A 22,995-nucleotide genomic window follows, 5' to 3' on the forward strand; every position below is an offset into this window, starting at 1 on the left:
CCTTTACTCCGCCTCGTTGGCCGCGTCGGCGTTGAGCTGGCCGTACTTCTCCTCGCCGATCGAGGCGAGCAGGTCGAGCTGCGTCTCGAGGAAGTCGATGTGACCTTCCTCGTCAGCCAGCAGATCCTCGAACAGCTTCATCGTCACGTAATCACCAATCTCGTGGCAGATCTCGCGCGAACGCTTGTAGGCAGTGCGTGCGTCATATTCTCCGGCAAGGTCGGATTCGAGCACTTCCTTGACGTTCTGGCCGATGCGCAGCGGCGCCACGGACTGCAGGTTCGGATGGCCTTCAAGGAAGATGATGCGGGCGATGAGCTTGTCGGCGTGATGCATCTCCTCGATCGATTCAGCCCGCTCCTTCTTGGCCAGCTTGGTGTACCCCCAATCCTCGAGCAGACGGAAATGCACCCAATATTGATTGACGGCTCCAAGCTCCAGGAAAAGAGCCTCGTTAAGCCGCTCGATGATCTGAATTTCGCCTTTCATGGGTTCTGCTCCCGTATTGGACGCGCAGGCCTCTGACGCGATCCAGATGTGAAACGATATCCACGCCGCTCGCCTCCGAGCGGGCGTGGTAATTTTCGGTGACCCGAATGATCGTTTCGACCACATTTGGGAAGCAGCCGCAACAGCGGCCACGCTTCTGCATCGAGTGATAGACCTTGGCCGGCACGATGAGTTGCCAAGGGTCCTGGTCCAGCAGCCCGATGATCGTCTGCTCGATCTCCTTCTCCGTGATGATGTTGCAATGGCAGATCAGCATTTACAGTGCTCGGATGGCTGACGGCGCCTCCCGCGCCGTGTGGCTTGTTCTGGTCCCGAAGCCCATTCCGAAGCCGGTCGCCCGGCTCCAGATCAGGTTCCAGGTCTTACTTGAACACCTTGTCAGGTGCGTCGAGGCTGTCGGATCCCTCGAAGGCGATGGCGTTGAGTTTCAGCGAGCCGACGGCACGTTCGATCGACTTGGTCTGGTCGATCAGCGCATCGATCGCCGCCTGCACAGTGGCGTTGCCTGCCGTGTTGCCTTCAGCGATCTGCTGGTCATAGGCCTCGCCGGCTTCGGCCCGGGCCTTGATCGCCTCCATCTTGGCGACAGTGACGTCGAGCTTGTCAGACAGTTCCTTGTCGATCGCCGGGTCGGCCGCCTTGACCATATCGGCCACCGAGGGGCCTGAAACGACGGTGCCATCGAGCCTGACATAGTTGGCATGATAGGCAGCGCGGATGCCGATGGCGTCGTAGAGATGCGAATTGTAGGTGTTGTCGGAGAAGCAGTCCTGCTCCTCCTCCGGATCATGCAGCAGCAAGCCGAGTTTCATGCGCTCGCCCGCCAGTTCGCCATAGGACAGCGAGCCCATGCCGGTGAAGATGACCGAGATCGCCGTATTCGGCTCGCCATCGACGAGGTTCTTGCGCGCCGCGCCGTCTTCCTTCCAGTCGTTGACCATCTTCTGCAGGTCCGAAACCAGCAGGGTGGTGACGGACTTCAGATATTCGGCACGGCGATCGCAATTGCCGCCGGTGCAGTTCTTGAGGTCGTAGTCAGTGTGGGGGCGCTCGCCGGCGCCCGGGCCGGTGCCGTGTAGGTCCTGGCCCCAGAGGAGGAATTCGATGGCGTGATAGCCGGTGGCGACATTGGCCTCGATGCCGCCGGCTTGCTGCAAGGTGCCAGAGAGGAATTCCGGCGAAAGCTTCGAGGCATCGACCTTCTTGCCGTTGATCTCGATTTCCTTGTTGGCGATCACATTGGCCGTATAGAGCGAATTCGCGTCCGATTCCGTGCCATAACTCTTGGCGACATAGTCGATCAGGCCTTCATCCAGCGGCCAGGAATTCACCTCTCCTTCCCAATCGTCGACGACCTTGTTGCCGAAGCGATAGACTTCGGTCTGCTGATAGGGCACGCGCGCGGCCTTCCAGGCGTCGCGGGCGGCGTTGAGCGTGTCCGCCGACGGGTTGGCCAGTAGCGCGTCGACCGCCTTGTCGAGGGCCTGCGCCGTGGTCAGCGAATCCTCGTATTTGGCGAGCCCGATGTCGGCATAGGTCTTGATAACGGCCTTTGCCTCGGTCTCCGCCTTGGCAGGCAACACAAACACCGCCGCCGTCAGCAGCGCCGTGGCACCAATCGCCGCAAACCTGCCGCCGTATCGTGCTGTCATTATCGCTCTCCAGTTTCTCGGAAATTCCATAAACGCCGCGCGCGGCGGCCGACGCCAGGCCATTTCGATGCCAAAAGGCGCAAAACTTGCCGCGTCATCGCGCGGTTCGCGGAAGAAAGACACCAAAATGCCTCCAATCGAACGGGTTCAAGGCCCAAACATCAAAGGGATGCGCCAACGCGCAGGCTTCCATAAAGCTTCGACGTCGGTGGAAGTCAATGAAAATCGACAGGAAAAGCCAATCGAAACAATAGTTTAGAATTATTCTAAACTACAAAGCTCAACTTTACACAATCCTGCAGCGGTCTCGCTGCGGAACTGTACGATTGACAGCCACCATTCCGGGTGCGACCCGCAAACGCCGTCTTGCGGCGGCGCCAGACAATTGCCAGCTGGCGAGACATCCTAGGATCGAATCAGGATTGGAATGCGATGAAGAACGGCGTGGTCATTGTCGGTGCGGGTCATGCGGGCGTGCAAGCGGCCGCCAGTCTGCGCGAGGACGGCTATGACGGACCGGTGATCCTTATCGGCGACGAGAACGAGCTGCCCTATCACAAGCCGCCGCTGTCGAAGACCTTCATCAAGGACGCCGAGGCCAAGCCGCAACCCTTGCGTGGCGAGGCCTTTTATACCGGCAACACCATCGACTACCGGCCGGGCATGCGGATCGACCGCATCGATGCCGGCGGACACTGCCTGGAGATATCAGGCGGCGGCGCGCTTGCCTTCGACCATCTGATCCTGGCGACCGGATCGCGCCCGCGCACCTTGCCGCTGCCTGGCTCGGATCTGTCCGGCGTTTTGTCGTTGCGTTCGCTGGCCGATGCACGGTTGATCCGTGACTTGAGCGCGCAGAGCGAAGATGTCGTCATCCTCGGCGGCGGCTTTATCGGACTGGAGATCGCCGCGACGCTGCGGGCGGCCGGCCGCACGGTAACAGTGGTGGAAGCGGTCGACAGGCTGCTCGGCCGCGCCGTGGCACCCGTGGTGGCGAGCCATGTCCGGCAAAGGCTGGAAGCGACAGGCGTGCGCATCCTCACCGGAACCTCGATTTCAAGGCTTGAAGGCGAAAACGGCCATGTCGTCGCCGCGATCACCTCGTCGGGCGAAAGGCTGCCGGCGCGCATGGTCATTGTCGGCATCGGCGCCGTGCCCAATGTCGAACTGGCCCAGGACGCCGGCCTCACCATCGCCAATGGCATCCGCGTCGACCACCATATGCGCAGCTCGGTGCCGGAAATCCTGGCGATCGGCGATGCCGCCTCTTACCGGCACTGGTTCACCGGCGGCGACGTGCGGCTGGAATCGGTGCAGAACGCCACCGACCAGGCCCGCCTTGCGGCGCGCACGATTACCGGTCACGCGGACGCCTATTCGGCAGTGCCATGGTTCTGGTCCGACATTGGCGACATGAAGCTTCAGATGGTCGGGCTGACCGCCGGCGGCGACAGCCATGTCGTGCTGGGCGACCTGCCCGACAACAAGTTTTCCATCTACCATTATGCCGGCGACCGGCTGCTCGGCATCGAATCCGTCAACCGCCCCGGCGACCACATGCTCGGCCGCAAGATGCTCGGCGCCGGCTTCTCGCCGACACCGGAAACCGTGGCCATGGGTCCTGAAGGCTTGAAAGCGGCGCTGGCTGCTTTTCAGCAGGAGGAGCCTGCAAGGGCTGCGGGATAGACACCCTTACCCTCCCCCTTGTGGGGAGGGTCGCTGCGAAGCAGCGGGGTGGGGGTCGGCGCCAAGCCCCCCACCCGGACCCTGCGGTCCGACCTCCCCACGAGGGGGAGGTAAAGAGGTTCAGGCAGCGCAGACTTCGCGGATCGAGCTTTCCAGAATGTCGAGCGCCTCGTTCATCACCTCGTCCTGGATGGTGATCGGCGCCAGGAAGCGGATGACGTTGCCGTAGACGCCGCAAGTCAGCAGGATCAGGCCCTTGTCCAGCGCCTTCAGCCGGACGGCGTTGGCGATCTCGGCCGAGGGCAGGCCTTTCTTGACGTCGTTGAACTCGACCGCGTTCATGAAGCCAAGGCCCCTTATGTCGACGATCTCGGGCACGTCGTCGCGGATCGACTGCAGGCGCTGCTTCAGCCGCGCACCCAGCGTGTTGGCGCGGTCGCACAGTTTTTCGTCCTCGATTACGTCAAGCACGGCGTGTGCCGCGGCAACGCCGATCGGGCTGCCGCCATAGGTGCCGCCGAGGCCGCCTGGGCCGGGCGCATCCATGATCTCGGCGCGGCCAGTCACGGCCGACAGCGGGAAGCCGCCGGCCAGGCTCTTGGCCATGGTGGTGATGTCGGCCGCGACCTCATGATGGTCCATCGCGAACATCTTGCCGGTGCGGGCAAAGCCGGTCTGCACTTCGTCGGCGATGAGCAGCATGCCGTGCTGGTCGCAGAGCTTGCGCAGCGCGGTCAGGAATTCGCGCGGCGCCTCGTAGAAGCCGCCCTCGCCCTGAACCGGCTCGACGATGATGGCGGCGACGCGGGCCGGATCGACATCGGCCTTGAACAGCCGGTCGAGCGCGGCCAGCGAATCGGCGACTGAAACGCCGTGCAGCGGCACCGGGAACGGTGCGTGGTAGACGTCGCCCGGCATGGCGCCGAAGCCGACCTTGTAGGGCACGACCTTGCCGGTCAGCGCCATGCCCATGAAGGTGCGGCCATGGAAGCCGCCGGCGAAGGCAATGACGGCTTGGCGGCCGGTGGCGTTGCGGGCGATCTTGATGGCGTTCTCGACCGCCTCGGCGCCGGTGGTGACGAAGATCGTCTTCTTGTCGAACTTGCCGGGCAGCATGGCGTTCAGGCGTTCGGCCAGCCTGACATAGCTCTCATAGGGCACGACCTGGTGGCAGGTGTGGGTGAAACGGTCGAGCTGCGCCTTGACCGCCTCGATGACCCTGGGATGGCGGTGGCCGGTGTTGACGACGGCGATGCCCGAGGAAAAGTCGATGTAGCGACGGCCTTCGACATCCCAGATTTCCGAATTTTCGGCCCGGTCGGCATAGATTTGCGTGGTCATGCCGACGCCGCGCGAGATCGACTGGTTCTTGCGTTCGGAAATGGCTGAATTCTTCATGATATCCCTCATCGGGCCGGCGCCCGTTCTCGTTGATCAGATGTCTTCTGACCTTATTTCACGTTTTCCTCAAGTCGGCACCACCGGTTGGCGATTGGGCCTGATCTCGGTGCCTCCTTAACCAGTCATCCGATACGCGTACGAGACCGGTTTCCTTTTTGCGGAGATCGATTATCCTCCTGACATCCGCAAGGCATCGCTGTCAGCGAGCGACCGGCGGCTGGGGGAGCCCATGAGCAGGAACGCGACATCGTCCGTCTCGCCGCCATCCGTCAAAACCTCCAGCCTTTTGTCTTTTCCGATCGCCTCCGCGTGCGCCTGCGCAGCCGTCTTGCTGTTGGCCGGTTGCCAGAAGCAGGAAGCGGCGGACAAGAAACTGCCGGTCATGGTGCGCACCGAAACGGTGGTCATCGCCGACTATGCGCCGAGGACCTCGCTGACCGGGGTGATCGCCGCGCGCACGCTGAACAATCTGTCGTTCCGGGTCGGCGGCCGCGTCGCCGAGCGGCTTGTCGATGTCGGCCAGCACGTCGACAAGGGTGCCGTGCTTGCCCGCATCGATCCGCAGGAACAACAATCCGATCTGCGCTCGGCACAGGCCGATCTTGACGCGGCACAGGCGCAGCTGACCCAGTCCGCCGCCGCCTTCGAGCGACAGAAGACGCTGCTTGCCCAGGGTTTCACCACAAGGCGCGACTATGACGCCGCCGACCAGGCGCTGAAAGTGGCGCAAGGCAGCGTCGATGCCGCACAGAGCGCATTCGCCAACGCCCAGCAAAACCTGTCCTTCACCGAGCTCAAGGCCGGCGCGCCCGGCGTCATCACCGCCCGCCAGGTCGAAACCGGCCAGGTGGTGCAAGCGGCGCAAACCGTCTTCACCATCGCCGAGGATGGCGACCGCGACGCGGTGTTCAACGTGCAGGAGACGCTGGTCGCCAAGACGGCGCCAGCGCCGGCGGTGACGATCACGCTGTTGTCCGACCCGCAGGTCCGGGCGACAGGCAAGGTGCGCGAAATCTCGCCGGCGGTCGACCAGGCTTCCGGTTCGATCCGGGTCAAGATCGGCATTGCCGACACGCCCGCCGGCATGCCGCTGGGGGCGGCCGTCATCGGCTCGGTCAGCGCCAAGCCGACGAAGGCGATCCTGTTGCCCTGGCAGGCGCTGACCTCCAGCGCCGGCAAACCGGCGGTCTGGATCGTCGATCCTTCGACCAAGGCGGTGACGCCGACGCCGGTCGAGGTGCTGGCCTACGATTCGGGCACGGTCGTCATCGCCGGCGGGCTGAACGAAGGCCAAAGCGTCGTGACCGCAGGCGGGCAGTTGCTCAATCCCGGCCAGACTGTCGAGATATTGGGAGCGGGCCAATGAACCGGCCGCCACGGATCCTGCTTGGCCTGTTCGCGCTTGGCGCGGTCGCCGCCTGTTCGAAATCGGATCAAAAGCCGCCGGAGATCATCCGGCCTGTGCTGTCGGTCGTGGTCGAGCCGCGCACGACCCAGACCTTCGGCTTTGCCGGCTCGATCGAGCCGCAGATCAGCGCCGACCTTGCCTTCCGCCTGCTCGGCCGGGTTGTCTCGCGCGACGTCAAGGTCGGCGACATAGTCAGCAAGGGCACGACGATCGCCGCGCTCGACCCGACCGCGCTGGAGCTGGCGGTGCAAGCGGCCACGGCCGAGCTCTCCAATGCCGAGGCACAATTCGCCAACGCCGCCGCCAGCGAGGAGCGTCAGCGCCAGCTGCTCGCCTCGGCCAATACCACGCAGGCCGTCTTCGATGCCGCGCAGCAGGCACGCAAAGCAGCGGAAGCCAACGTCGAACGGGCCAAGGCCGCGTTGGCGAAATCGCAGGAACAGCTTGGCTATGCCAGGCTGTTTTCGGATTTCGACGGCGTCGTCACCGCAGTCGGCGCCGAGGTCGGACAGACGGTCTCGGCCGGCCAGACGGTCGTCACCGTGGCGCGGTCGGATCTGCGTGAAGCGGTGGTCGATATTCCCGATCAGTTGATCGGCGACCTCACCGCCGGCACGCCGTTCCAGGTCATCCTGCAATCGCTGCCGACGATCGAGACTGAGGCCAAGCTGCGCGAAATCGCACCGCAGGCCGAGGGCTCGACCCGCACCCGGCGCGTCAAGCTCGCGCTCACCGACCCGCCGCAGGCCTTCCGGCTCGGCTCAACGGTGACGGCGACCCGCATGGCCAAGGTGGTGCCGACGATCGAACTGCCCATCTCGGCGCTGCTGGAAAAGAACGGTTCCGACAAGGTGTGGATCGTCGATCCGCAGACATCGAGCGTGAGCGCACGCGACATCAAGGTCGCCTCGAAGAATGGCGAAACCTTCACGGTCGCCGAAGGGCTTGAAGCCGGCATGCGCGTGGTCACCGCAGGCGTCCACAGTCTGAGCGAAGGCCAGAAAGTCAAAGTGCCGGAGGGCGGCGTCTGATGAAGGGCTTCAATCTGTCCGACTGGGCGCTCAGCCACCGCTCCATGGTCTGGTATTTCATGCTGGTCTTCGTGGTGGCCGGCATCTTCTCCTATCTCAATCTCGGTCGTGAGGAAGACCCCAACTTCACCATCAAGACGATGATCATCCAGGCCAACTGGCCGGGCGCGTCGGTCAAGGAGACATTGCAACAGGTCACCGATCGCATCGAGAAGAAGCTCGAGGAGCTCGACAGCCTCGACTATACCAAGTCCGTCACCACCGCTGGGCAGACCGTCATCTTCGTCAACCTGAAGGACACCACCAAGGCGCGCGATGTCGTGCCGAACTGGATTCAGGTGCGCAACATGGTCAACGACATCAAGGCGCAGTTTCCGCAAGGCGTGCAGGGGCCGTTCTTCAACGACCGCTTCGGCGACGTCTACGGCAACATCTACGCCTTCACCTCGGACGGGCTGACGCCGCGCCAATTGCGCGACTATGTCGAGGATGTCCGCACCAAGATCCTGACCGTGCCGAATGCCGGCAAGGTCGACCTGGTCGGCGCGCAGGACGAGGCCATCTATCTCGAATTCTCGACCCGCCAGATCGCGGCGCTCGGCCTCAACCAGCAAGCGATCGTGGCAAGCCTGCAGGCGCAGAACGCGATCACGCCGTCCGGTGTCATCCAGTCCGGGCCTGAGCGTATCAGCGTGCGCGTCGGCGGCCAGTTCACCTCCGAGGACAGCCTGCGTGCCATCAACCTGCGCGTCAACGACCGCTTCTTCCGGCTGAGCGACGTGGCGACGATCACACGCGGCTATGCCGATCCGCCTAGCGCGTTGTTCCGTTTCAATGGCCAGGACGCGATCGGGCTTGCCATCGGCATGAAGCCCAACGCCAATCTGCTGCAGTTTGGCGAGGCGCTGCATGAGGAGATGAGCAAGGTGCTGGCCGACCTGCCGGTCGGCGTTGGCGTGCATCTGGTCGCCGACCAGCCGGTTATCGTCGAGGAGGCCGTCTCGGGCTTCACGCGGGCGCTGTTCGAGGCCGTGGCCATCGTGCTCGCGGTGTCGTTCATCAGCCTCGGCATGCGCGCCGGCTTCGTCGTGGCGCTGTCGATCCCGCTGGTGCTGGCCATCACCTTCACCGTCATGGCCTATCTCGGCATCTCGCTGCAGCGCATTTCACTCGGCGCGCTGATCATCGCGCTCGGCCTTTTGGTCGATGACGCCATGATCGCGGTCGAGATGATGGTGGCGCGGCTGGAGGTTGGCGACAATCTGCGCAAGGCGGCAACCTATGTCTACACGTCCACCGCCTTCCCGATGCTGACCGGCACGCTGGTGACGGTCGCCGGCTTCATCCCGATCGGCCTCAACTCGAGTGCCGCCGGCGAATACACCTTCACGCTGTTCGTCGTCATCGCCGTGTCGCTTTTGGTGTCATGGATCGTGGCGGTGCTGTTCGCGCCACTGCTCGGCGTCACCATCCTGCCGGCGACAATGAAGGCGAAGCACCACGACCAGCCGGGACGCTTCACCTCGCTGTTCCGGAGCGTGCTTGTCGGCTCGGTGCGCCGCCATTGGCTGACCATCATCGTCACGGTGCTTCTGTTCGCTGCCTCGATCGCCGGCTTCGGCCTCGTCCAGCAGCAGTTCTTCCCGCCTTCCGATCGGCCCGAGCTGATCGTCGACTGGAACCTGCCGCAGAATTCCTCGATCGCCGAGACGCGCGACCAGATGGAGCGCTTCGAGCAGCGGGCGCTGGTCGGCAATCCCGACATCGACCATTTCTCGTCCTATATCGGCCAGGGCGCGGTGCGCTTCGTGCTGGCCTATGACGTGCAGCCGGCCAACCCCTATTTCGGCCAGACCGTGATCGTCACCAAGAGCCTTGAGGCCCGCAACCGGGTCAAGCCAGCGCTGGAGAAGCTGCTGCGCGAGGAGTTCGTCGGCACCGACGCCTTCGTCAAATTGCTCGAACTCGGACCGCCGGTCGGCCGTCCGGTGCAGTACCGCGTCGGCGGTCCCGACATCCAGACGGTGCGCGGCCTGGCGCAGGAATTCGCCGGCCTGATCTCGGCCAATCCGAAGCTCGCGGCACCCACTTTCGACTGGAACGAGCCGCAACGCGTGCTGAGGGTCGACGTGCTGCAGGACAAGGCGCGCCAGCTCGGCATCACCTCCTCCGATATCGCCAGCGCGCTGAACAGCACGGTCGGCGGCGCCACCATCACCCAGGTGCGCGACGCCACCTATCTCATCAATGTCGTGGCGCGCTCACGCGATGCCGAACGCGGCTCGATCGGCACGCTGCAGAACATGCAGCTGCCGACCAGCACCGGCGAGGCCATCCCGCTCGCGGCGGTGGCCAATTTCCGCTACGAGCTGGAGCAACCGACAGTATGGCGGCGCGACCGCATTCCGACGATCACCGTGCGCGCCGGCCTGGTCGGTGACGTGCTGCCGGCGACCGTGGTCAACGAACTGAAGCCGTCGGTCGATGCCTTCATCGCCAAGCTGCCGCCGGGCTATTCGGTCGAGACCGCCGGCTCGGTCGAGGAAAGCGCCAAAAGCCAGGGACCGATCGCGGCCGTCGTGCCACTGATGCTTTTCGTCATGGCCACAATCCTGATGATCCAGTTGCAGAGCTTCCAGCGGCTGTTCCTGGTCGTGGCTGTGGCGCCGCTCGGGCTGATCGGCGTGGTCGCGGCCCTGGTGCCGAGCGGCGCGCCGCTCGGCTTCGTCGCCATCCTCGGCGTGCTGGCGCTGATCGGCATCCTGATCCGCAACTCTGTCATCCTGATCGTGCAGATCGAGGACCTCGTCCGGGAGGGCAAGGACCGCTGGGCGGCCGTCATCGAGGCAACCGAGCACCGCATGCGGCCGATCGCGCTGACCGCGGCCGCGGCGAGCCTGGCACTCATCCCGATCGCGCGCGAAGTCTTCTGGGGCCCGATGGCCTACGCCATGATGGGCGGCATCATCGCCGGCACCGCGATTACGCTTTTGTTCCTGCCGGCGCTTTATGTGACGTGGTTCAGAATCAAGGAGCCGAAGGGCAGAAAAGAACCGCCCGTTCCGGAGAATGGCGAGCCAGTGCAAGATCCAGCTTAAGGTTTTGACGGGTCATTCGTTGTCGTTGGAGGGTACATGGCGCGACCTGGCGCGCTGCCACGGCGACGATCTTGAAGTGCGCCAGGCGTGCCAGCCTTCCGGCAAATCGGCCAACGCCAGGATGCTTTCATCTCGCTGCACAACGTTTTGCAAGCTGACGATCATTATGTCGCCTTCGTCAACAGGTCCAGTTTCGCTGTTGTGGAATTGCCAACTGCCGTCGTCATCGTCATGCGAGACGTATGCAATCCAATCGCCGCGAGTTATGATGCCCCTATCCAGAAACACCGCGACGTTGGGTGGGTCCGCAAACTTCCATTTCTCCATGGGAATTCCCCAAGACGACTGTTCTGCACAGAGCAAGAAACGAATTCAGGCTGTCCTCACAAACCCCTCGCTGGCCCGCAACAGATTGCGCGTGTAATCCTCTGTCACGCGGTGCGCGACAAGTTGGGCCGCCGTGAGGTTCTCCACCGCCTCGCCGCTTTGCATCACCATCAGCCGTTCGCACATATGGGTGACGATGGCGAGGTCGTGGCTGACCATCAGGAAGGTCAGCTTGCGCCGCCGGCGGACTTCTTCCAGCAGGTTGAGCACTTCCGCCTGCACCGAGGCATCGAGCGCCGAGGTCGGCTCGTCGAGCAGCAGGATCGAGGGTTCGAGGATCAACGCGCGGGCAATGGCGACGCGCTGGCGCTGGCCACCCGACAATTGGTGCGAGTAGCGGAAACGGAAACCGTTGCCGAGGCCAACCTCGTCGAGCGCCTGCTGGATGCGCTTTTCGCCGTCGGCAAAGCCATGGATGGCCAGCGGCTCCTGCAGCAGACGGTCGACCGTCTGGCGCGGATGCAGCGAGCCATACGGGTCCTGGAAGACCATCTGCACCTCGCGGTAAAAGGTCTTGTCGCGGCGCGCGCCAAGCTTCTTGCCGTTGACGGTGATGCTGCCCGATGCGACTGGCGCCAGCCCGGCGATCGCCCTGAGCAGCGTCGATTTGCCGGAACCGGATTCGCCGACCAAGCCGAAGGATTGACCTGACCTGACTTCGAGGCTGACGCCTTTCAGCGCGCGAAACCGGTCGAAGATCACTTCCAGCCCGTCAACGGTGATCGCAGCTGTCATGCCGCCCACTCCGGCTTGCGGTCGAGCACCGGCAGTGGGTGGCGCTCGAAGCCGATCCTGGGCATGCAGTTGAGCAGGCCGCGCGTGTAGGGATGCTGGGCCTGGCCCAATTCCGACGCCTTGAGCTGCTCGACCACCTTGCCGGCATACATGACGATGACGCGATCGCAGAAGGACGAGACCAGACGCAGATCATGCGAAATGAAAATCAGCCCCATGCCACGATCGCTGACCAATTTATCGAGGATGCCGAGCACGTCGAGTTGCACCGTGACGTCGAGCGCCGAAGTCGGCTCGTCGGCGATCATCATCTCCGGCCCGGCGATCAGCATCATCGCGATCATCGCTCGCTGGCCCATGCCGCCGGAGACTTCGTGCGGATGCAGGTCGTAAACACGCTTGGGATCGCGGATCTGCACGGCTTCCAGCATGGCCAGCGCGCGCTCGCGCGCCTCTGCCTTGGAGACTTTCTCATGCGTGCGCAGTGTTTCGACGATCTGGCGGCCGATGCTCATCACCGGGTCGAGCGAATATTTCGGATCCTGCAGGATCATGGCGATGCGGTTGCCCCGCAGCGCCCGGCGTTCGCGTGGCGAGATGCCGAGCAGGTCGATGCCGTCGAAGACCAGTTTGTTGGCCGATATCCTGGCCTGCGGTGGCGTCAGGCCCATGATGGCGCGGCCGGTCTGCGACTTGCCCGAGCCGGACTCGCCGACGATGCCGAGGCGCTCGCGGCCAAGCGAAAAGGAGACGCCGCGCACCGCTTCGATCAGCCCGGTGCGGGTCGGGAAGGTGACGCGCAGATCGTCGACGTCGAGAAGTGTCTTCGTCTCCGTGCTCATTGGTCGCCGCTCATTGGTCACCACTCCGGGGATCGAGCGCGTCGCGCAGGCCGTCGCCAAGCAGGTTGAAGCCGAGGCTGACGATGAGGATGGCAAAACCCGGCGCGCCGGCCACCCACCACTGGTCGAGGACGAAGCGGCGGCCCGACGCGATCATGGTGCCCCATTCCGGCAGCGGCGGCTGCGCGCCGAGGCCGAGAAAGCCGAGGCCGGCGGCGGTCAGGATGATGCCGGCCATGTCGAGCGTCACCCTGACGATCAGCGAGGAGATGCAGAGCGGCATGATGTGGCGCAGCACGATGCGGAAGGGCGAGGCGCCCATCAATTGCACGGCCTTGATGTAATCGGAATTGCGCACCGTCAGCGTTTCCGCCCGGGCAATTCGCGCATAAGGCGGCCAGGAGGTGATGGCGATGGCCAGCACCGCATTCTCGATGCCGGGACCCAGCGCTGCGACGAACGCCAGCGCCAGGATCAGTTTGGGGAAAGCAAGGAAGATGTCGGTGATGCGCATCAGGATCGCGTCGGTCCAGCCGCCGGCATAGCCGGCGACGGTGCCGACCAGAAGGCCGATGGGGGCGGCGATGATGGCGACCAGAATGACGACATAGAGCGTCCAGCGCGAGCCGTAGAGAATGCGCGACAGGATATCGCGGCCGAGGTCGTCGGTGCCGAACCAGTGTTCGGCGCTCGGCGCCAGCAGCCGCGAATTCTTGAGATCGCCGAATGTCGGCGAGTAAGGTGCCAGCACGCCGGCGAGGGCCGCGATGACCAGCAGGGCGATGATGATCAGCAGGCCGACAAAGGCCAGCCGATTGGCGGAAAAACGCCGCCACGCGACATAGGCGCGGCCGAGTCTTGCCTGCATGCGCGAGGCCGGCCGCTCGCTGAGCAGCCAGTCGCGACGGCTCTGGATCGCCTCGGCGCTCATGCGGATTTCGTCCTTGGATCGAGCACACGGTAAAGCAGGTCGGACAGGAGATTGATGCCGATGAACACCGAGCCGATGACGATGGTGCCGCCGAGCACGGCATTCATGTCGGCGTTCTGCAGCGAATTGGTGATATAGAGGCCGATGCCCGGCCAGGAGAAAACGGTCTCCGTCAGCACCGAACCTTCGAGCAGCCCGGCATAGGAAAGCGCGATCACCGTGACCATCGGCACGGCAGCGTTGCGCAGCGCGTGGCCCCAGATGATGCGGGCTTCCGACAAGCCCTTGGCGCGCGCCGCGACGATGTATTCCTGCGTCAATTCGTTGAGCATGAACGAGCGCGTCATGCGGCTGATATAGGCGAGCGAGAAATAGCCGAGCAGCGAGGCCGGCAGGATGATATGCCGGAAGGCGTCGTAGAAGACATCCCACTGACCCTGCATCGCCGAATCGAGAAGGTAGAAGCCGGTGATCGGCGTGAAGGTGTATTCGTAGACGACGTCGAGCCGTGCCGGGAAGGCCACCCATTGCAGCTTGGCATAGAACAGCACAAGCCCGAGCAGGCCGAGCCAGAAGATCGGCACGGAATAGCCGATCAGGCCGATGACACGCACGACCTGATCGATGAGGCTGCCGCGCTTGACCGCGGCCAGCACGCCAAGCGGTACGCCAAACAGCGCGCCGATCAGTGTCCCCAGCGTCGCCAGTTCCGTCGTTGCCGGAAGCGCGCGGCGGATGTCGGTCATGACCGGATTGGTGGTCAGCACCGACGTGCCGAAATCGCCGCTGAGGGCATTCTTCACATAGATGTAGAACTGCTCGACCAGCGGCAGGTCGAGCCCCATCTCGCGGCGCGTGCGTTCGACGACATTGAGAGGCGCGCGATCACCGAGCACGGCCAGCACCGGATCGATCGGGATGACCCGGCCAATGAAGAAGGTGACCGCGAGCAGACCAAGATAGGTCGTGACCGCGATGACCAGGAAGCGGCCGATCGCCGATGCAAGGGCGACGGCGCGGGCGCTACCGCGCCCGCTCTCGTTTTCAATCGCGCTCATGCGGCGCGTCCGTAGGCGTTACTCCTTCGAGACCGACCCGACGAAATTGGTGTCGAAGCTCGGGCCAAGCACGAGGCCCTTGAGGTTCTTGCGCAGACCAACCACTTCCAGTTGCTGGTGAATGATGACGAAGGGGCTGGTGTCGAGGATCTTCTTCTGCAGGTCCTTGTACATGTCGGCACGTTTGCCAGAATCCTTCTCCAGCAGGGCCGCTTCCGTTTCCTTGGTCAGGTCCGGAATGTCCCAGCTGTTGCGCCAAGCGAGCGTGTGGGACTTGCCGGCATCCGAATTGTCGGGGTTCGAGGCAAAGGTCTGGGCATTGGAGTTGGGATCGAAATAGTCCTGGCCCCAATTGCCGATATAGATGTCGTGGTTGCGGGCGCGGTACTTGGTCAGCGTCTGCTTGCCGTCCCCAGGAATGATCTCCAGCTTGATGCCGGCCTGTCCCAGCGTCTGCTGGATCGATTCCGCCATGCCTGTCGTCGGCTGTCCCGTTCGCACGTCCATGGTGACGCTGAAGCCGTCGGGCAGGCCGGCCTTGGCCAGCAATTCCTTGGCCTTGGCGACATCCAGCTTGAACGGGTTGTCGTCCACAGCGCCGAGGTCGCCCTTGGGCAGGAAGGACTGGTGGATCTCGCCGATGCCCTTGAGGATGGTCGTGCTCAGCGCATCGTAGTCGACCAGATATTTGAAGGCTTGCCGTACCTCGGGTTTGGCGAGGTTCGGATTCTTCTGGTTGAGGCTGATGTAATAGACCGTGCCCTTCGGCGCGCTGGTGGTGGTAAGATCCGCGTTCTTGGCAATGGCGTCGAGATCGTTCGGCTCGAGGTTGCGGGCAACGTCGATGTCGCCGGCTTCGAGCGCCAGGCGCTGCGCCGAGCTTTCCTTCATGTTGCGGTAGATGACGCGGGCGAGCTTGGCCTTCTCGCCGTAATAATTGTCGTTGCGCTCCATGACGACCGCCTCGTTGGCGCGCCATTCGCGCAGCTTGTAGGCGCCGGAACCGGCATAGCCGGTCTTCAGCCAGGCGTTGCCAAAGTCATTGTCCCATTTGTAGTCGGCGCTCGGCGTCACCGCCGCGACGTGTTCCTTGACCAGTTTGGCGTCGACCACCGAGGCGACCGTTGCCGAGAGGCAGTTCAGCACGAAGCTCGGCGCATAGGCCTTGTCGACAGTGAACTGGAAGGTTGAGTCGTCGACGGCCTTGGCCTTTTCGGTGACGTTGTCGCCGCTGATGCCGAACTGACCGATGATGAAGGCCGGGCTCTTGTCCAGCTTGACGGCGCGCTCGAACGAATAGGCGACATCGGCGGCGGTGATCGGGTTGCCCGAGGCGAATTTGAGGCCCGGCTTGAGCTTGAATGTATAGGTCAGGCCGTCATCAGAAACGGTCCAGCTCGCGGCGAGATCCGGCTTGACCTTGGAGGTATCGCTGAGGTCGAGGCGGACAAGTAGATCATAGGTGTTGCCGGTGACTTCGGCGGTCGACAGCTCGAACGCCTCGCCCGGATCCATGGAGATGATGTCGTCGATCGCGAAGCCTTCGACCAGCGTGTCGGCGGGCGTGACCGCACCCGCCGGCGCTCCGGCCAGAAGCAGCGCGGACATGGCGGCACCCGCAAGCAGGATGCGCGAGCGTAGAGCAAACTTTTCCATCATCATGGTGATTGTTCCCTGTTTTGTTGTTTGTTGACCTGAGTTCCCGGCTCAGGATTGTAGAACTCTTTTCGGGGCCTAAGGACGGCCCTCCGACCCCTTACCGTTGCGGTTTTTGTCCAGTTGGTCAACACCATATCCGGCGGCCTCGTGGCCGGCAACGAGCATTTATACGACGGCCCATTGGACCAGAATGGCGGGCAGCACGTCGACGAACAGGCCGGCCAATCGAGGCCGTGGAAAAGGAAAAATCTACTAATTTCGGCGCTATTTCAGCGCGGCGACCAGGCCGGCGTCGGGAAAGCAGGTCGCGGCCTGGCCGTTCTTGACCTGCCATTTGCCGATCGAGCGGCGCGTCTTGAAGCCGGGCAGGCCGTCGGCGCTGCCGACATCATAGCCCTTGGCTTCCAGCGTCCGTTGCAAGCCGGCAATGTCGGAACGGTGGAGATCGCCGACCGGTCCCCAGTTGCCGGAAAAAGTCTGGTCGCCATGCCCAATGCGGTCCGCACCATGGCCGATGAACAGCGCGTAGAGGTCGCTGGTGTTGTACTCCTTCAGCACGTAGAAATTGGGGGTGGCGATGAAAGCCGGCCCGCTACGGCCGGCCGGCATCAGCAGAAAGCCTTCCGCCTTCAACTCGCTCGGCGGAAACGGCTTTCCGCCAACGCGCTTGATGCCCATTGCCGCCCATTCAGATATCTTCTTGCCTTGATCGGGGCCTTCCAGCGAGCAGGAAACGCTCTCGGGAACGGTCACCTCGAACCCCCAGCCGCGTCCCCTCACCCAGCCATAATGGACGAGATAGTTGGCGATCGAGGCGAGCACGTCGGGCGTCGAGTTCCAGATGTCGACACGGCCATCGCCGTCGAAATCCACGGCATGCTTGAGGAAAGAGGTCGGCATGAATTGCGGCTGGCCGAGTGCACCGGCCCAGGACGATTTCATCGCGCCGACCGGGGCCAGGCCGCGTTGAACGATTTCCAGCGCGGCAAGCAACTCAGTGCGGAAGAAATCCTTCTTGGTCGACATGAACGCCTTGGTGCCGAGAACCTCGAAGGCATCGTAAGGCATCTTCGCCGCGCCGAAACCGGTCTCCCGGCCCCAGATCGCCAGAAGGATTTCGCCAGGCACGCCGTAGCGTTTTTCGATCGCGGCCAGCGTCTTGGCGTTGGTGGCTTCGCGCGCGCGTCCGCCCGATGTCACCGCACGAACCGTCTTCTCGGCGAAATAGGCGCCGGGCGAGCCGAACTCGGCCTGATGCTGCTTCTGCGGCGTCTTGGGCTTCTCGCCGGGCATGACAAGGTCGGGCAGCTTCAGATTGGGTTTTATGCCGTCGAAGGCGGCATCGAAAGTCTGTTTGGAGATGCCTTTGGCCTTGGCTTGCGGCCAGAGGTCATCCTGCAGCCAGGCGCGGAACTGGTCGTCGATCTTGGCGGCGGAGGCAGGGGCAGAAAAGACAAGGAAGGCGAGAGCAGCCAGGAAGAATACAAGACAAAACTGGCGAATGCCGCGTTCTGTGTCGCCCCCCTCTGTCCTGCCGGACATCTCCCCCTCAAGGGGGGAGATCGACTGTTGTCTCTGCTTTCGCCAACCACCACCGCTCAAGAAAAAATGCCAAGCGCGAAACTGCCAATCTCCCCCCTTGAGGGGGAGATGTCCGGCAGGACAGAGGGGGGTGCCTGGCACCAGCCTGGAAGGACGCGCAGCAATCATGATCCGCATCCTTTCCCGCAACGTTGTCAAAACGCCGTCCGCGAGCGTAGCGCGGCGGCGAGCGTGCCCTCGTCAAGATAATCGAGCTCACCGCCGACCGGCACGCCGTGCGCCAGCCTTGTCACCTTGATGTCGAAGCCCGACAGCTGGTCAGTGAGATAATGCGCGGTGGTCTGGCCTTCGACCGTGGCGTTGACGGCGATGATGATCTCCTTGACCTCGCCGCCGGCGACGCGGTCGACCAGCGAGCGGATGTTGAGCTGGTCGGGGCCGATGCCGTCGAGCGGCGACAGCGTGCCGCCGAGCACATGATAGCGTACGTTCATCGCCGCCGCCCGCTCCAGCGCCCAGAGATCGGAAACGTCCTCGACGACGATAAGGGTGGTAGCGTCGCGGCGCGGGTCGGTGCAGATCATGCAGGGGTCGGATGTATCGACATTGCCGCAGGTCGTGCAGATACGCACCTTGTCGGCTGCCTCGCCCATGGCGGCGGCGAGCGGCGACAGCAGCTGTTCCTTCTTCTTGATCAGATGAAGGGCGGCGCGCCTGGCCGAACGGGGGCCAAGCCCTGGCACTTTGGCGAGCAGCTGGATCAGGCGTTCGATCTCGGGACCGGCGATTCGCTTGGACATCGCCCTGATCTAGGATTTTTCAGAGCGCTTTGGAACAGTTCCCGTCCAGCACGATCCATCATGCTGCCATGCGAAGCTTGGCGATACGGGTCAGTTGGCTTCGAGCGGCCGCCCCTGGCTGACGATCATCGCGCCAATGGCATCGGTGTTCTCAGGCGTCGACTGGAAGCCCATCGCCGCCTCTTGCGGCTCCCCCTGAACCGAACTGATGACCTTCGTGTTCAAGGTTCCGCCAAAACGGGCGGCATCCGGTTCTTCCATCGGTTCCTGCATGGCGACCACCGTCTGCTTCACGGTCACGCGTGCCGACTTTGCCGTCGGCGCCGCAGCCGCGGTCACATAAGTCTCTTGCACCGGAGCGGTCTTGGTCTTGGGCTGACGTGTCGGTTCCGCAGCAGCAGTCATAAAGACCTGCTGCGACGGAGCGGTGCGAACAGCGGTTTTGGCCGGACGCGTCGGCTCCACCGAGGCGGTCATAAAGACCTGTTGCGCCGGAGCGGTGCGGGACGTTTTGGCCGTGCTCACCGGCTCGGCCGAGGCGACCATCGTCACCGGCGCGGCGGGCTTCACCACTTGCGGCGCCACCGAGGCAACCATTGGCTCATCCGGCAACGGCTGCCAGTTGCGGCCGCGCTTTTCGTAGAAGGCATTGCCGCCGGCGACCATGGTGTAGTGCATGTTCTTGTAGGGGAAATGCAGGCCGGCGGTGTGGAAATACATGGTGTTCTTGAGCTTGGCCTTGCGCTCGCCCTTGAGCACGGCGTCGGCGGCTTCCTCGACATCGGGCATTGCGCGCGAATTCATCGGCCTGGTCATGACGCCCGGCGCGAACTGCCCGGGTTCACCCACCACGTCACAGATGGTGCTGCCGTGGTTGCCGGAGCGCAAGCGGTTCATCACCACCGTGCCGACGGCGATCATGCCGTCGCGGCTCGACCGGTTGGATTCGAAGAACATCGCCCTTTCCAGGCATTCCCTGTCCTTCGGCGTGTGGCTGAAGGGCCGGCTCAGGAAACTCGGCGTGATGGCATCGGTCAGGCTTGCAACAGACATGCCGTGCGAAGTGGTCTGGCTGCAGGCAGCCAGGAACAGGGGAGACGTGATGACGCCGAGCAACAGCGGCGCCTTCCATCGCGTGACGATCAACAGGTTACCCTCTCACTTCGATGCCCGCCCCCAGGCTGCGGCAAGAATGAGACACTTTCAGGCAAAATGATGGCTAAAACGTTATTAACAACGTACTGTTGCCGAAAAGGCACAATTTCGAGGCTTTCCAGATAGATCGAGCCGTCATTTCACAAAGGCGATGACCGCTCTCTCTTGGTTTCGCCGCAATTGCTCCAGGAAAAACCGCGTAACGTTTTTCCTGGGAATCGCTACCGCCCGGCCGCAATCACGGCCGACTGACCCGGCTCGAGCTCCTCGACCTTCTCCGAAAACAGGCCGCGCCTGAGGAACAAAGCCCGCGCGTCCCTGGCCGCCGGCGCGATCCTTCCCGGCCAGTCGCTGTCGATGAATTCGGCCTTGGTGAAATCGGGATTTGTTTCGGAGGCCGCCTCGAGGAATTCGGCGATTTCCAGCACGATTGCGCGCTCCTCCTTTGACAGCGCCGACGTGCCGGCCTCGATCGACGGGCGGTGCACGAAATCCTCGAACAGGTGGAAGTAGCCTTTGATGCCGACGATATCGACGCCGGCGTCGCTATCGGCAAGGATTTCCAGAATCTCGTAGATCCTGTTGCGGATACGCTGCTCGATCAGTCTTTCGGACGGCTCTTCGGTCATGGGCGCATCGCCGCTGGGTTCAACTTTCATGCATGTCGTTGCCCCAAAACCGCTGCACGGTTCCGGGCGACATGCATCAGAAGGGCAGTTTCATTCCCGGCGGGATCGGCAGGCCGGCGGTCAGCGCCTTGGTCTTTTCCTGCATGATCTGCTCGACCTTGGCCTTGGCGTCATTGTGGGCGGCAAGAATCAGGTCCTCGAGGATCTCGACATCGTCCTCCTTGAACAGAGACGGATCGATCTTCAGCGACTTCATCTCGAATTTTCCGGTCAAGGTGACGTTGACCAGGCCGCCGCCAGCCTGGCCGGATGCTTCCAGCGTGGCGATCTCGTCCTGCATGGCCTGGAATTTGGCCTGCATTTCCTTCGCCTTACCCATCAGGCCGAGAAGATCTTTCATGGTCCGGTCCTTGTCTTGGTTTATCAGGTCTCGTCGTCATCCGCTGGCGGCTCGACCGGCACTTCGGCCTCGGCCGTTTCCGCCTCCGGCGCGTCGGGGATGCGCACGTCGATGATCTTGGCACCGGGAAAGCGCGCCAGGAAGGCGGCAACCGTCGGATCGCTCTTGGCATCGAGGAAGGCGTTTTCGCGCTTGGTCGATTCCATTTCGGCCAGCGTCTGGCCGCCCTCTTCCTTCGACAGCGACACCAGCCAGCTGCGGCCGGTCCAGGCACGCAGTTTCGTCGTCAAATCGTTGAGCAGCAACTTCGGCGCATCGTCGGTCAGGCTGACATCGATGCGGCCGGGCTCGAAGCGCACGGGACGGATGCAGCGCTTGACCAGCACCTTGAAGGCGATGTCGCGCTGCGCGCCGGCAAGGGCAACGATGTCCGCCAGCGACCTGACCGGCACGTGTTGCGGCTCGGACACCGGCGCGGGCGGCGCGACGAAGGCGGCCGGCGCGGGCGTGGCCTCGACCAGCCGCATGGTCTGCGCGCCACCGGACCCGGACGGCATGCGCGTCTGCGCCACCGCGCCCGCACCACCGCCATTGCCGTTGCCGGAACCCGCAGGCGCGCCGTTCGGGCGCGATGCGCCATTCTGAGCCGGTGCCGCCCCGTCCAATGATCGCAGCGCCTCGTCCAATGTCGGCAGGTCGGCGGCGTGCGCCAGCCGGATCAGCACCATTTCGGCGGCACTGACCGGCCGGTTGGAGGACTGCACCTCGGGAATGCCCTTGAGCAGCATCTGCCAGGTGCGCGACAGCACCCTGACCGACAGCGCCCTGGCGAAATCGGCTCCGCGCTCACGCTCGTCCTGCGACAGCGAAGCATCGTCCATGGCGGTCGGCACGAAACGCAGCCGGGTGACGAGGTGGTTGAACTCGGCAAGATCGGTCAGCACGGCGGCCGGATCGGCGCCGGTGTCGTATTGCGTGCGGAACTCGGCCAAGGCTGCCGCCACGTCGCCCTTCATCACATGTTCGAACAGGTCGACGATGCGGGCGCGGTCGGCCAGGCCCAGCATGGCCCGCACGGCCTCGGCGCTGACGGAGCCGGCGCCATGCGCGATCGCCTGGTCGAGGATGGAGAGCGAATCGCGGGCCGAGCCTTCGGCGGCGCGCGCGATCATCGCCAGCGCGTCGTCGTCGACCGAAATCCCTTCCTTGGCGGCGATCGAGGAAAGATGCGCGACCAGCGCACCGGCATCGATGCGCCTGAGGTCAAAGCGCTGGCAGCGCGACAGGACGGTGATCGGAACCTTGCGGATTTCAGTGGTGGCGAAAATGAATTTGACGTGCGGCGGCGGCTCTTCCAGCGTTTTCAGCAGGCCGTTGAAGGCCTGCGTCGACAGCATGTGCACTTCGTCGATGATGTAGACCTTGTAGCGGGCCGAGACCGGCGCGTAGCGCACGCGCTCGATGATGTCCCTGATGTCGTCGATGCCGGTATGCGAGGCGGCGTCCATCTCGATGACGTCGACATGGCGGCCTTCCATGATCGCCTGGCAATGCTCGCCGAGCACGGCAAGGTCGACCGAAGGCTGGTCCACGGATGATGTCTTGTAGTTCAGCGCCCGCGCCAGGATGCGCGCGGTGGTGGTCTTGCCGACACCGCGCACGCCGGTCAGCATCCAGGCCTGGGCGATGCGGCCGGTGGCAAAGGCGTTGGTGAGGGTGCGTACCATCGGCTCCTGGCCGACCAGCTCGGAAAAATTCGACGGGCGGTATTTGCGCGCCAGAACGCGGTAGGCAGCAGCCTTTTCATTATCCGGGCTTTTTGGCTCCAGGCTTTTTGGCCCCGAATTTCCGGCTTCGCTCATTCGCCCGTTAAGCTCCAAAAGGCCGCGCCCAAAGGCGCCGATTCCTGCGCATAATCTCGCCCGCGCTGCAATGCGTCGTCAATGTGGCGAGGAGGGCCGAAGAGGTGGGAGGCTGGAACAATGACCCGTTCCGGGCTCGTTAGGGCTGCTTCCTTCCGGACCTGACCCGGTTGGCGAGTGGATCGTCCACCACCAACCTCCCGCTGTCC

21 protein-coding genes and 1 other RNA gene are annotated in these 22,995 nt (G+C 63.5%); 4 read left to right on the top strand and 18 right to left on the bottom strand.

The window, feature by feature from the left end:
• Window positions 1–3: 3 nt before the first annotated feature.
• From bfr to JN279_RS00210, 3 genes are all read right to left on the bottom strand, one after another.
• Window positions 4–489: a bacterioferritin gene (gene bfr / locus JN279_RS00200; protein ID WP_096453290.1), complete on the bottom strand. Its 486-nt coding sequence runs from the start codon at window positions 487–489 to the stop codon at window positions 4–6.
• Entirely contained in the window at window positions 455–766 is a 312-nt protein-coding gene (locus tag JN279_RS00205; protein WP_095198398.1) for a (2Fe-2S)-binding protein, read from the bottom strand. The genes bfr and JN279_RS00205 overlap by 35 nt, the downstream gene beginning before the upstream one ends.
• 106 nt (window positions 767–872) lie before the next feature.
• Window positions 873–2,162 carry an imelysin family protein gene (locus tag JN279_RS00210; protein ID WP_202351707.1) on the bottom strand — a complete coding sequence of 430 codons (1,290 nt, stop codon included), beginning with the start codon at window positions 2,160–2,162 and terminating at the stop codon, window positions 873–875.
• 432 nt (window positions 2,163–2,594) lie between these two features.
• Here JN279_RS00210 and JN279_RS00215 point away from each other — a divergent pair, with 432 nt between their 5' ends.
• Window positions 2,595–3,848, top strand: coding sequence for an NAD(P)/FAD-dependent oxidoreductase (locus JN279_RS00215; RefSeq protein WP_202351708.1), 1,254 nt, complete (start codon window positions 2,595–2,597; stop codon window positions 3,846–3,848).
• A gap of 120 nt (window positions 3,849–3,968) precedes the next feature.
• Here JN279_RS00215 and JN279_RS00220 read toward each other — a convergent pair whose 3' ends face one another.
• Window positions 3,969–5,246 (bottom strand): 4-aminobutyrate--2-oxoglutarate transaminase, encoded by a 1,278-nt coding sequence (locus tag JN279_RS00220; RefSeq protein WP_096453286.1) that lies wholly within the window; start codon window positions 5,244–5,246, stop codon window positions 3,969–3,971.
• Between the two features lie 171 nt (window positions 5,247–5,417).
• Window positions 5,418–5,633: a hypothetical protein gene (locus JN279_RS38100; protein WP_244734344.1), complete on the bottom strand. Its 216-nt coding sequence runs from the start codon at window positions 5,631–5,633 to the stop codon at window positions 5,418–5,420.
• Here JN279_RS38100 and JN279_RS00225 point away from each other — a divergent pair.
• Genes JN279_RS00225 through JN279_RS00235 form a run of 3 tightly spaced genes read left to right on the top strand, consistent with a single transcriptional unit; the run spans window position 5,584 to window position 10,786 of the window.
• Window positions 5,584–6,615, top strand: coding sequence for an efflux RND transporter periplasmic adaptor subunit (locus tag JN279_RS00225; RefSeq protein WP_446720447.1), 1,032 nt, complete (start codon window positions 5,584–5,586; stop codon window positions 6,613–6,615). The two genes, JN279_RS38100 and JN279_RS00225, sit on opposite strands and share 50 nt — an antisense overlap.
• The gene (locus JN279_RS00230; protein ID WP_202351710.1) at window positions 6,612–7,688 is read left to right on the top strand and encodes an efflux RND transporter periplasmic adaptor subunit; all 1,077 of its coding nucleotides are present in this window, start codon (window positions 6,612–6,614) and stop codon (window positions 7,686–7,688) included. Before JN279_RS00225 ends, JN279_RS00230 begins: the two co-directional genes overlap by 4 nt.
• Window positions 7,688–10,786: an efflux RND transporter permease subunit gene (locus tag JN279_RS00235; RefSeq protein ID WP_274608634.1), complete on the top strand. Its 3,099-nt coding sequence runs from the start codon at window positions 7,688–7,690 to the stop codon at window positions 10,784–10,786. The genes JN279_RS00230 and JN279_RS00235 overlap by 1 nt, the downstream gene beginning before the upstream one ends.
• Before the next feature lie 12 nt (window positions 10,787–10,798).
• On the opposite strand, the gene JN279_RS00240 is transcribed toward JN279_RS00235, so the two are convergent.
• The 13 genes from JN279_RS00240 to ffs all read right to left on the bottom strand — a co-directional run bounded on the left by JN279_RS00240 (window position 10,799) and on the right by ffs (window position 22,987).
• Window positions 10,799–11,113, bottom strand: coding sequence for a hypothetical protein (locus tag JN279_RS00240; protein ID WP_202351711.1), 315 nt, complete (start codon window positions 11,111–11,113; stop codon window positions 10,799–10,801).
• Between the two features lie 45 nt (window positions 11,114–11,158).
• Window positions 11,159–11,908 carry an ABC transporter ATP-binding protein gene (locus tag JN279_RS00245; RefSeq protein ID WP_202351712.1) on the bottom strand — a complete coding sequence of 250 codons (750 nt, stop codon included), beginning with the start codon at window positions 11,906–11,908 and terminating at the stop codon, window positions 11,159–11,161.
• A complete protein-coding gene (locus tag JN279_RS00250) occupies window positions 11,905–12,750 on the bottom strand; it encodes an ABC transporter ATP-binding protein (protein WP_202351713.1) in 846 nt (281 codons plus the stop codon). Before JN279_RS00250 ends, JN279_RS00245 begins: the two co-directional genes overlap by 4 nt.
• Window positions 12,751–12,760: 10 nt before the next feature.
• The gene (gene nikC, locus JN279_RS00255; protein WP_202351714.1) at window positions 12,761–13,681 is read right to left on the bottom strand and encodes a nickel transporter permease; all 921 of its coding nucleotides are present in this window, start codon (window positions 13,679–13,681) and stop codon (window positions 12,761–12,763) included.
• Window positions 13,678–14,739, bottom strand: coding sequence for an ABC transporter permease (locus JN279_RS00260; protein ID WP_096453272.1), 1,062 nt, complete (start codon window positions 14,737–14,739; stop codon window positions 13,678–13,680). The genes nikC and JN279_RS00260 overlap by 4 nt, the downstream gene beginning before the upstream one ends.
• Before the next feature lie 18 nt (window positions 14,740–14,757).
• Window positions 14,758–16,401: an ABC transporter substrate-binding protein gene (locus JN279_RS00265; protein WP_202351715.1), complete on the bottom strand. Its 1,644-nt coding sequence runs from the start codon at window positions 16,399–16,401 to the stop codon at window positions 14,758–14,760.
• A gap of 261 nt (window positions 16,402–16,662) precedes the next feature.
• On the bottom strand, window positions 16,663–17,940 hold the full coding sequence (locus JN279_RS00270) for a lytic murein transglycosylase (RefSeq protein ID WP_202351716.1): 1,278 nt from the start codon (window positions 17,938–17,940) through the stop codon (window positions 16,663–16,665).
• Window positions 17,941–18,134: 194 nt separating this feature from the next.
• Window positions 18,135–18,740 (bottom strand): recombination mediator RecR, encoded by a 606-nt coding sequence (gene recR, locus JN279_RS00275; RefSeq protein WP_096453266.1) that lies wholly within the window; start codon window positions 18,738–18,740, stop codon window positions 18,135–18,137.
• A 90-nt stretch (window positions 18,741–18,830) separates the two neighbouring features.
• Complete coding sequence (locus tag JN279_RS00280) at window positions 18,831–19,886, bottom strand: cell wall hydrolase (protein ID WP_202351717.1); 1,056 nt, start codon at window positions 19,884–19,886, stop codon at window positions 18,831–18,833.
• 230 nt (window positions 19,887–20,116) lie between these two features.
• Window positions 20,117–20,524 carry a hypothetical protein gene (locus JN279_RS00285; RefSeq protein WP_202353611.1) on the bottom strand — a complete coding sequence of 136 codons (408 nt, stop codon included), beginning with the start codon at window positions 20,522–20,524 and terminating at the stop codon, window positions 20,117–20,119.
• Between the two features lie 76 nt (window positions 20,525–20,600).
• The gene (locus JN279_RS00290; protein ID WP_172347094.1) at window positions 20,601–20,924 is read right to left on the bottom strand and encodes a YbaB/EbfC family nucleoid-associated protein; all 324 of its coding nucleotides are present in this window, start codon (window positions 20,922–20,924) and stop codon (window positions 20,601–20,603) included.
• A gap of 23 nt (window positions 20,925–20,947) precedes the next feature.
• Entirely contained in the window at window positions 20,948–22,786 is a 1,839-nt protein-coding gene (locus JN279_RS00295) for a DNA polymerase III subunit gamma/tau (RefSeq protein ID WP_202351718.1), read from the bottom strand.
• Between the two features lie 104 nt (window positions 22,787–22,890).
• Window positions 22,891–22,987: signal recognition particle sRNA small type (gene ffs, locus JN279_RS00300), an RNA gene on the bottom strand.
• Window positions 22,988–22,995: the final 8 nt, after the last annotated feature.

Origin of the sequence: Mesorhizobium sp. 113-1-2 (genome assembly GCF_016756475.1) — a bacterium.
GTDB classification, from domain to species: domain Bacteria; phylum Pseudomonadota; class Alphaproteobacteria; order Rhizobiales; family Rhizobiaceae; genus Mesorhizobium; species Mesorhizobium loti_C.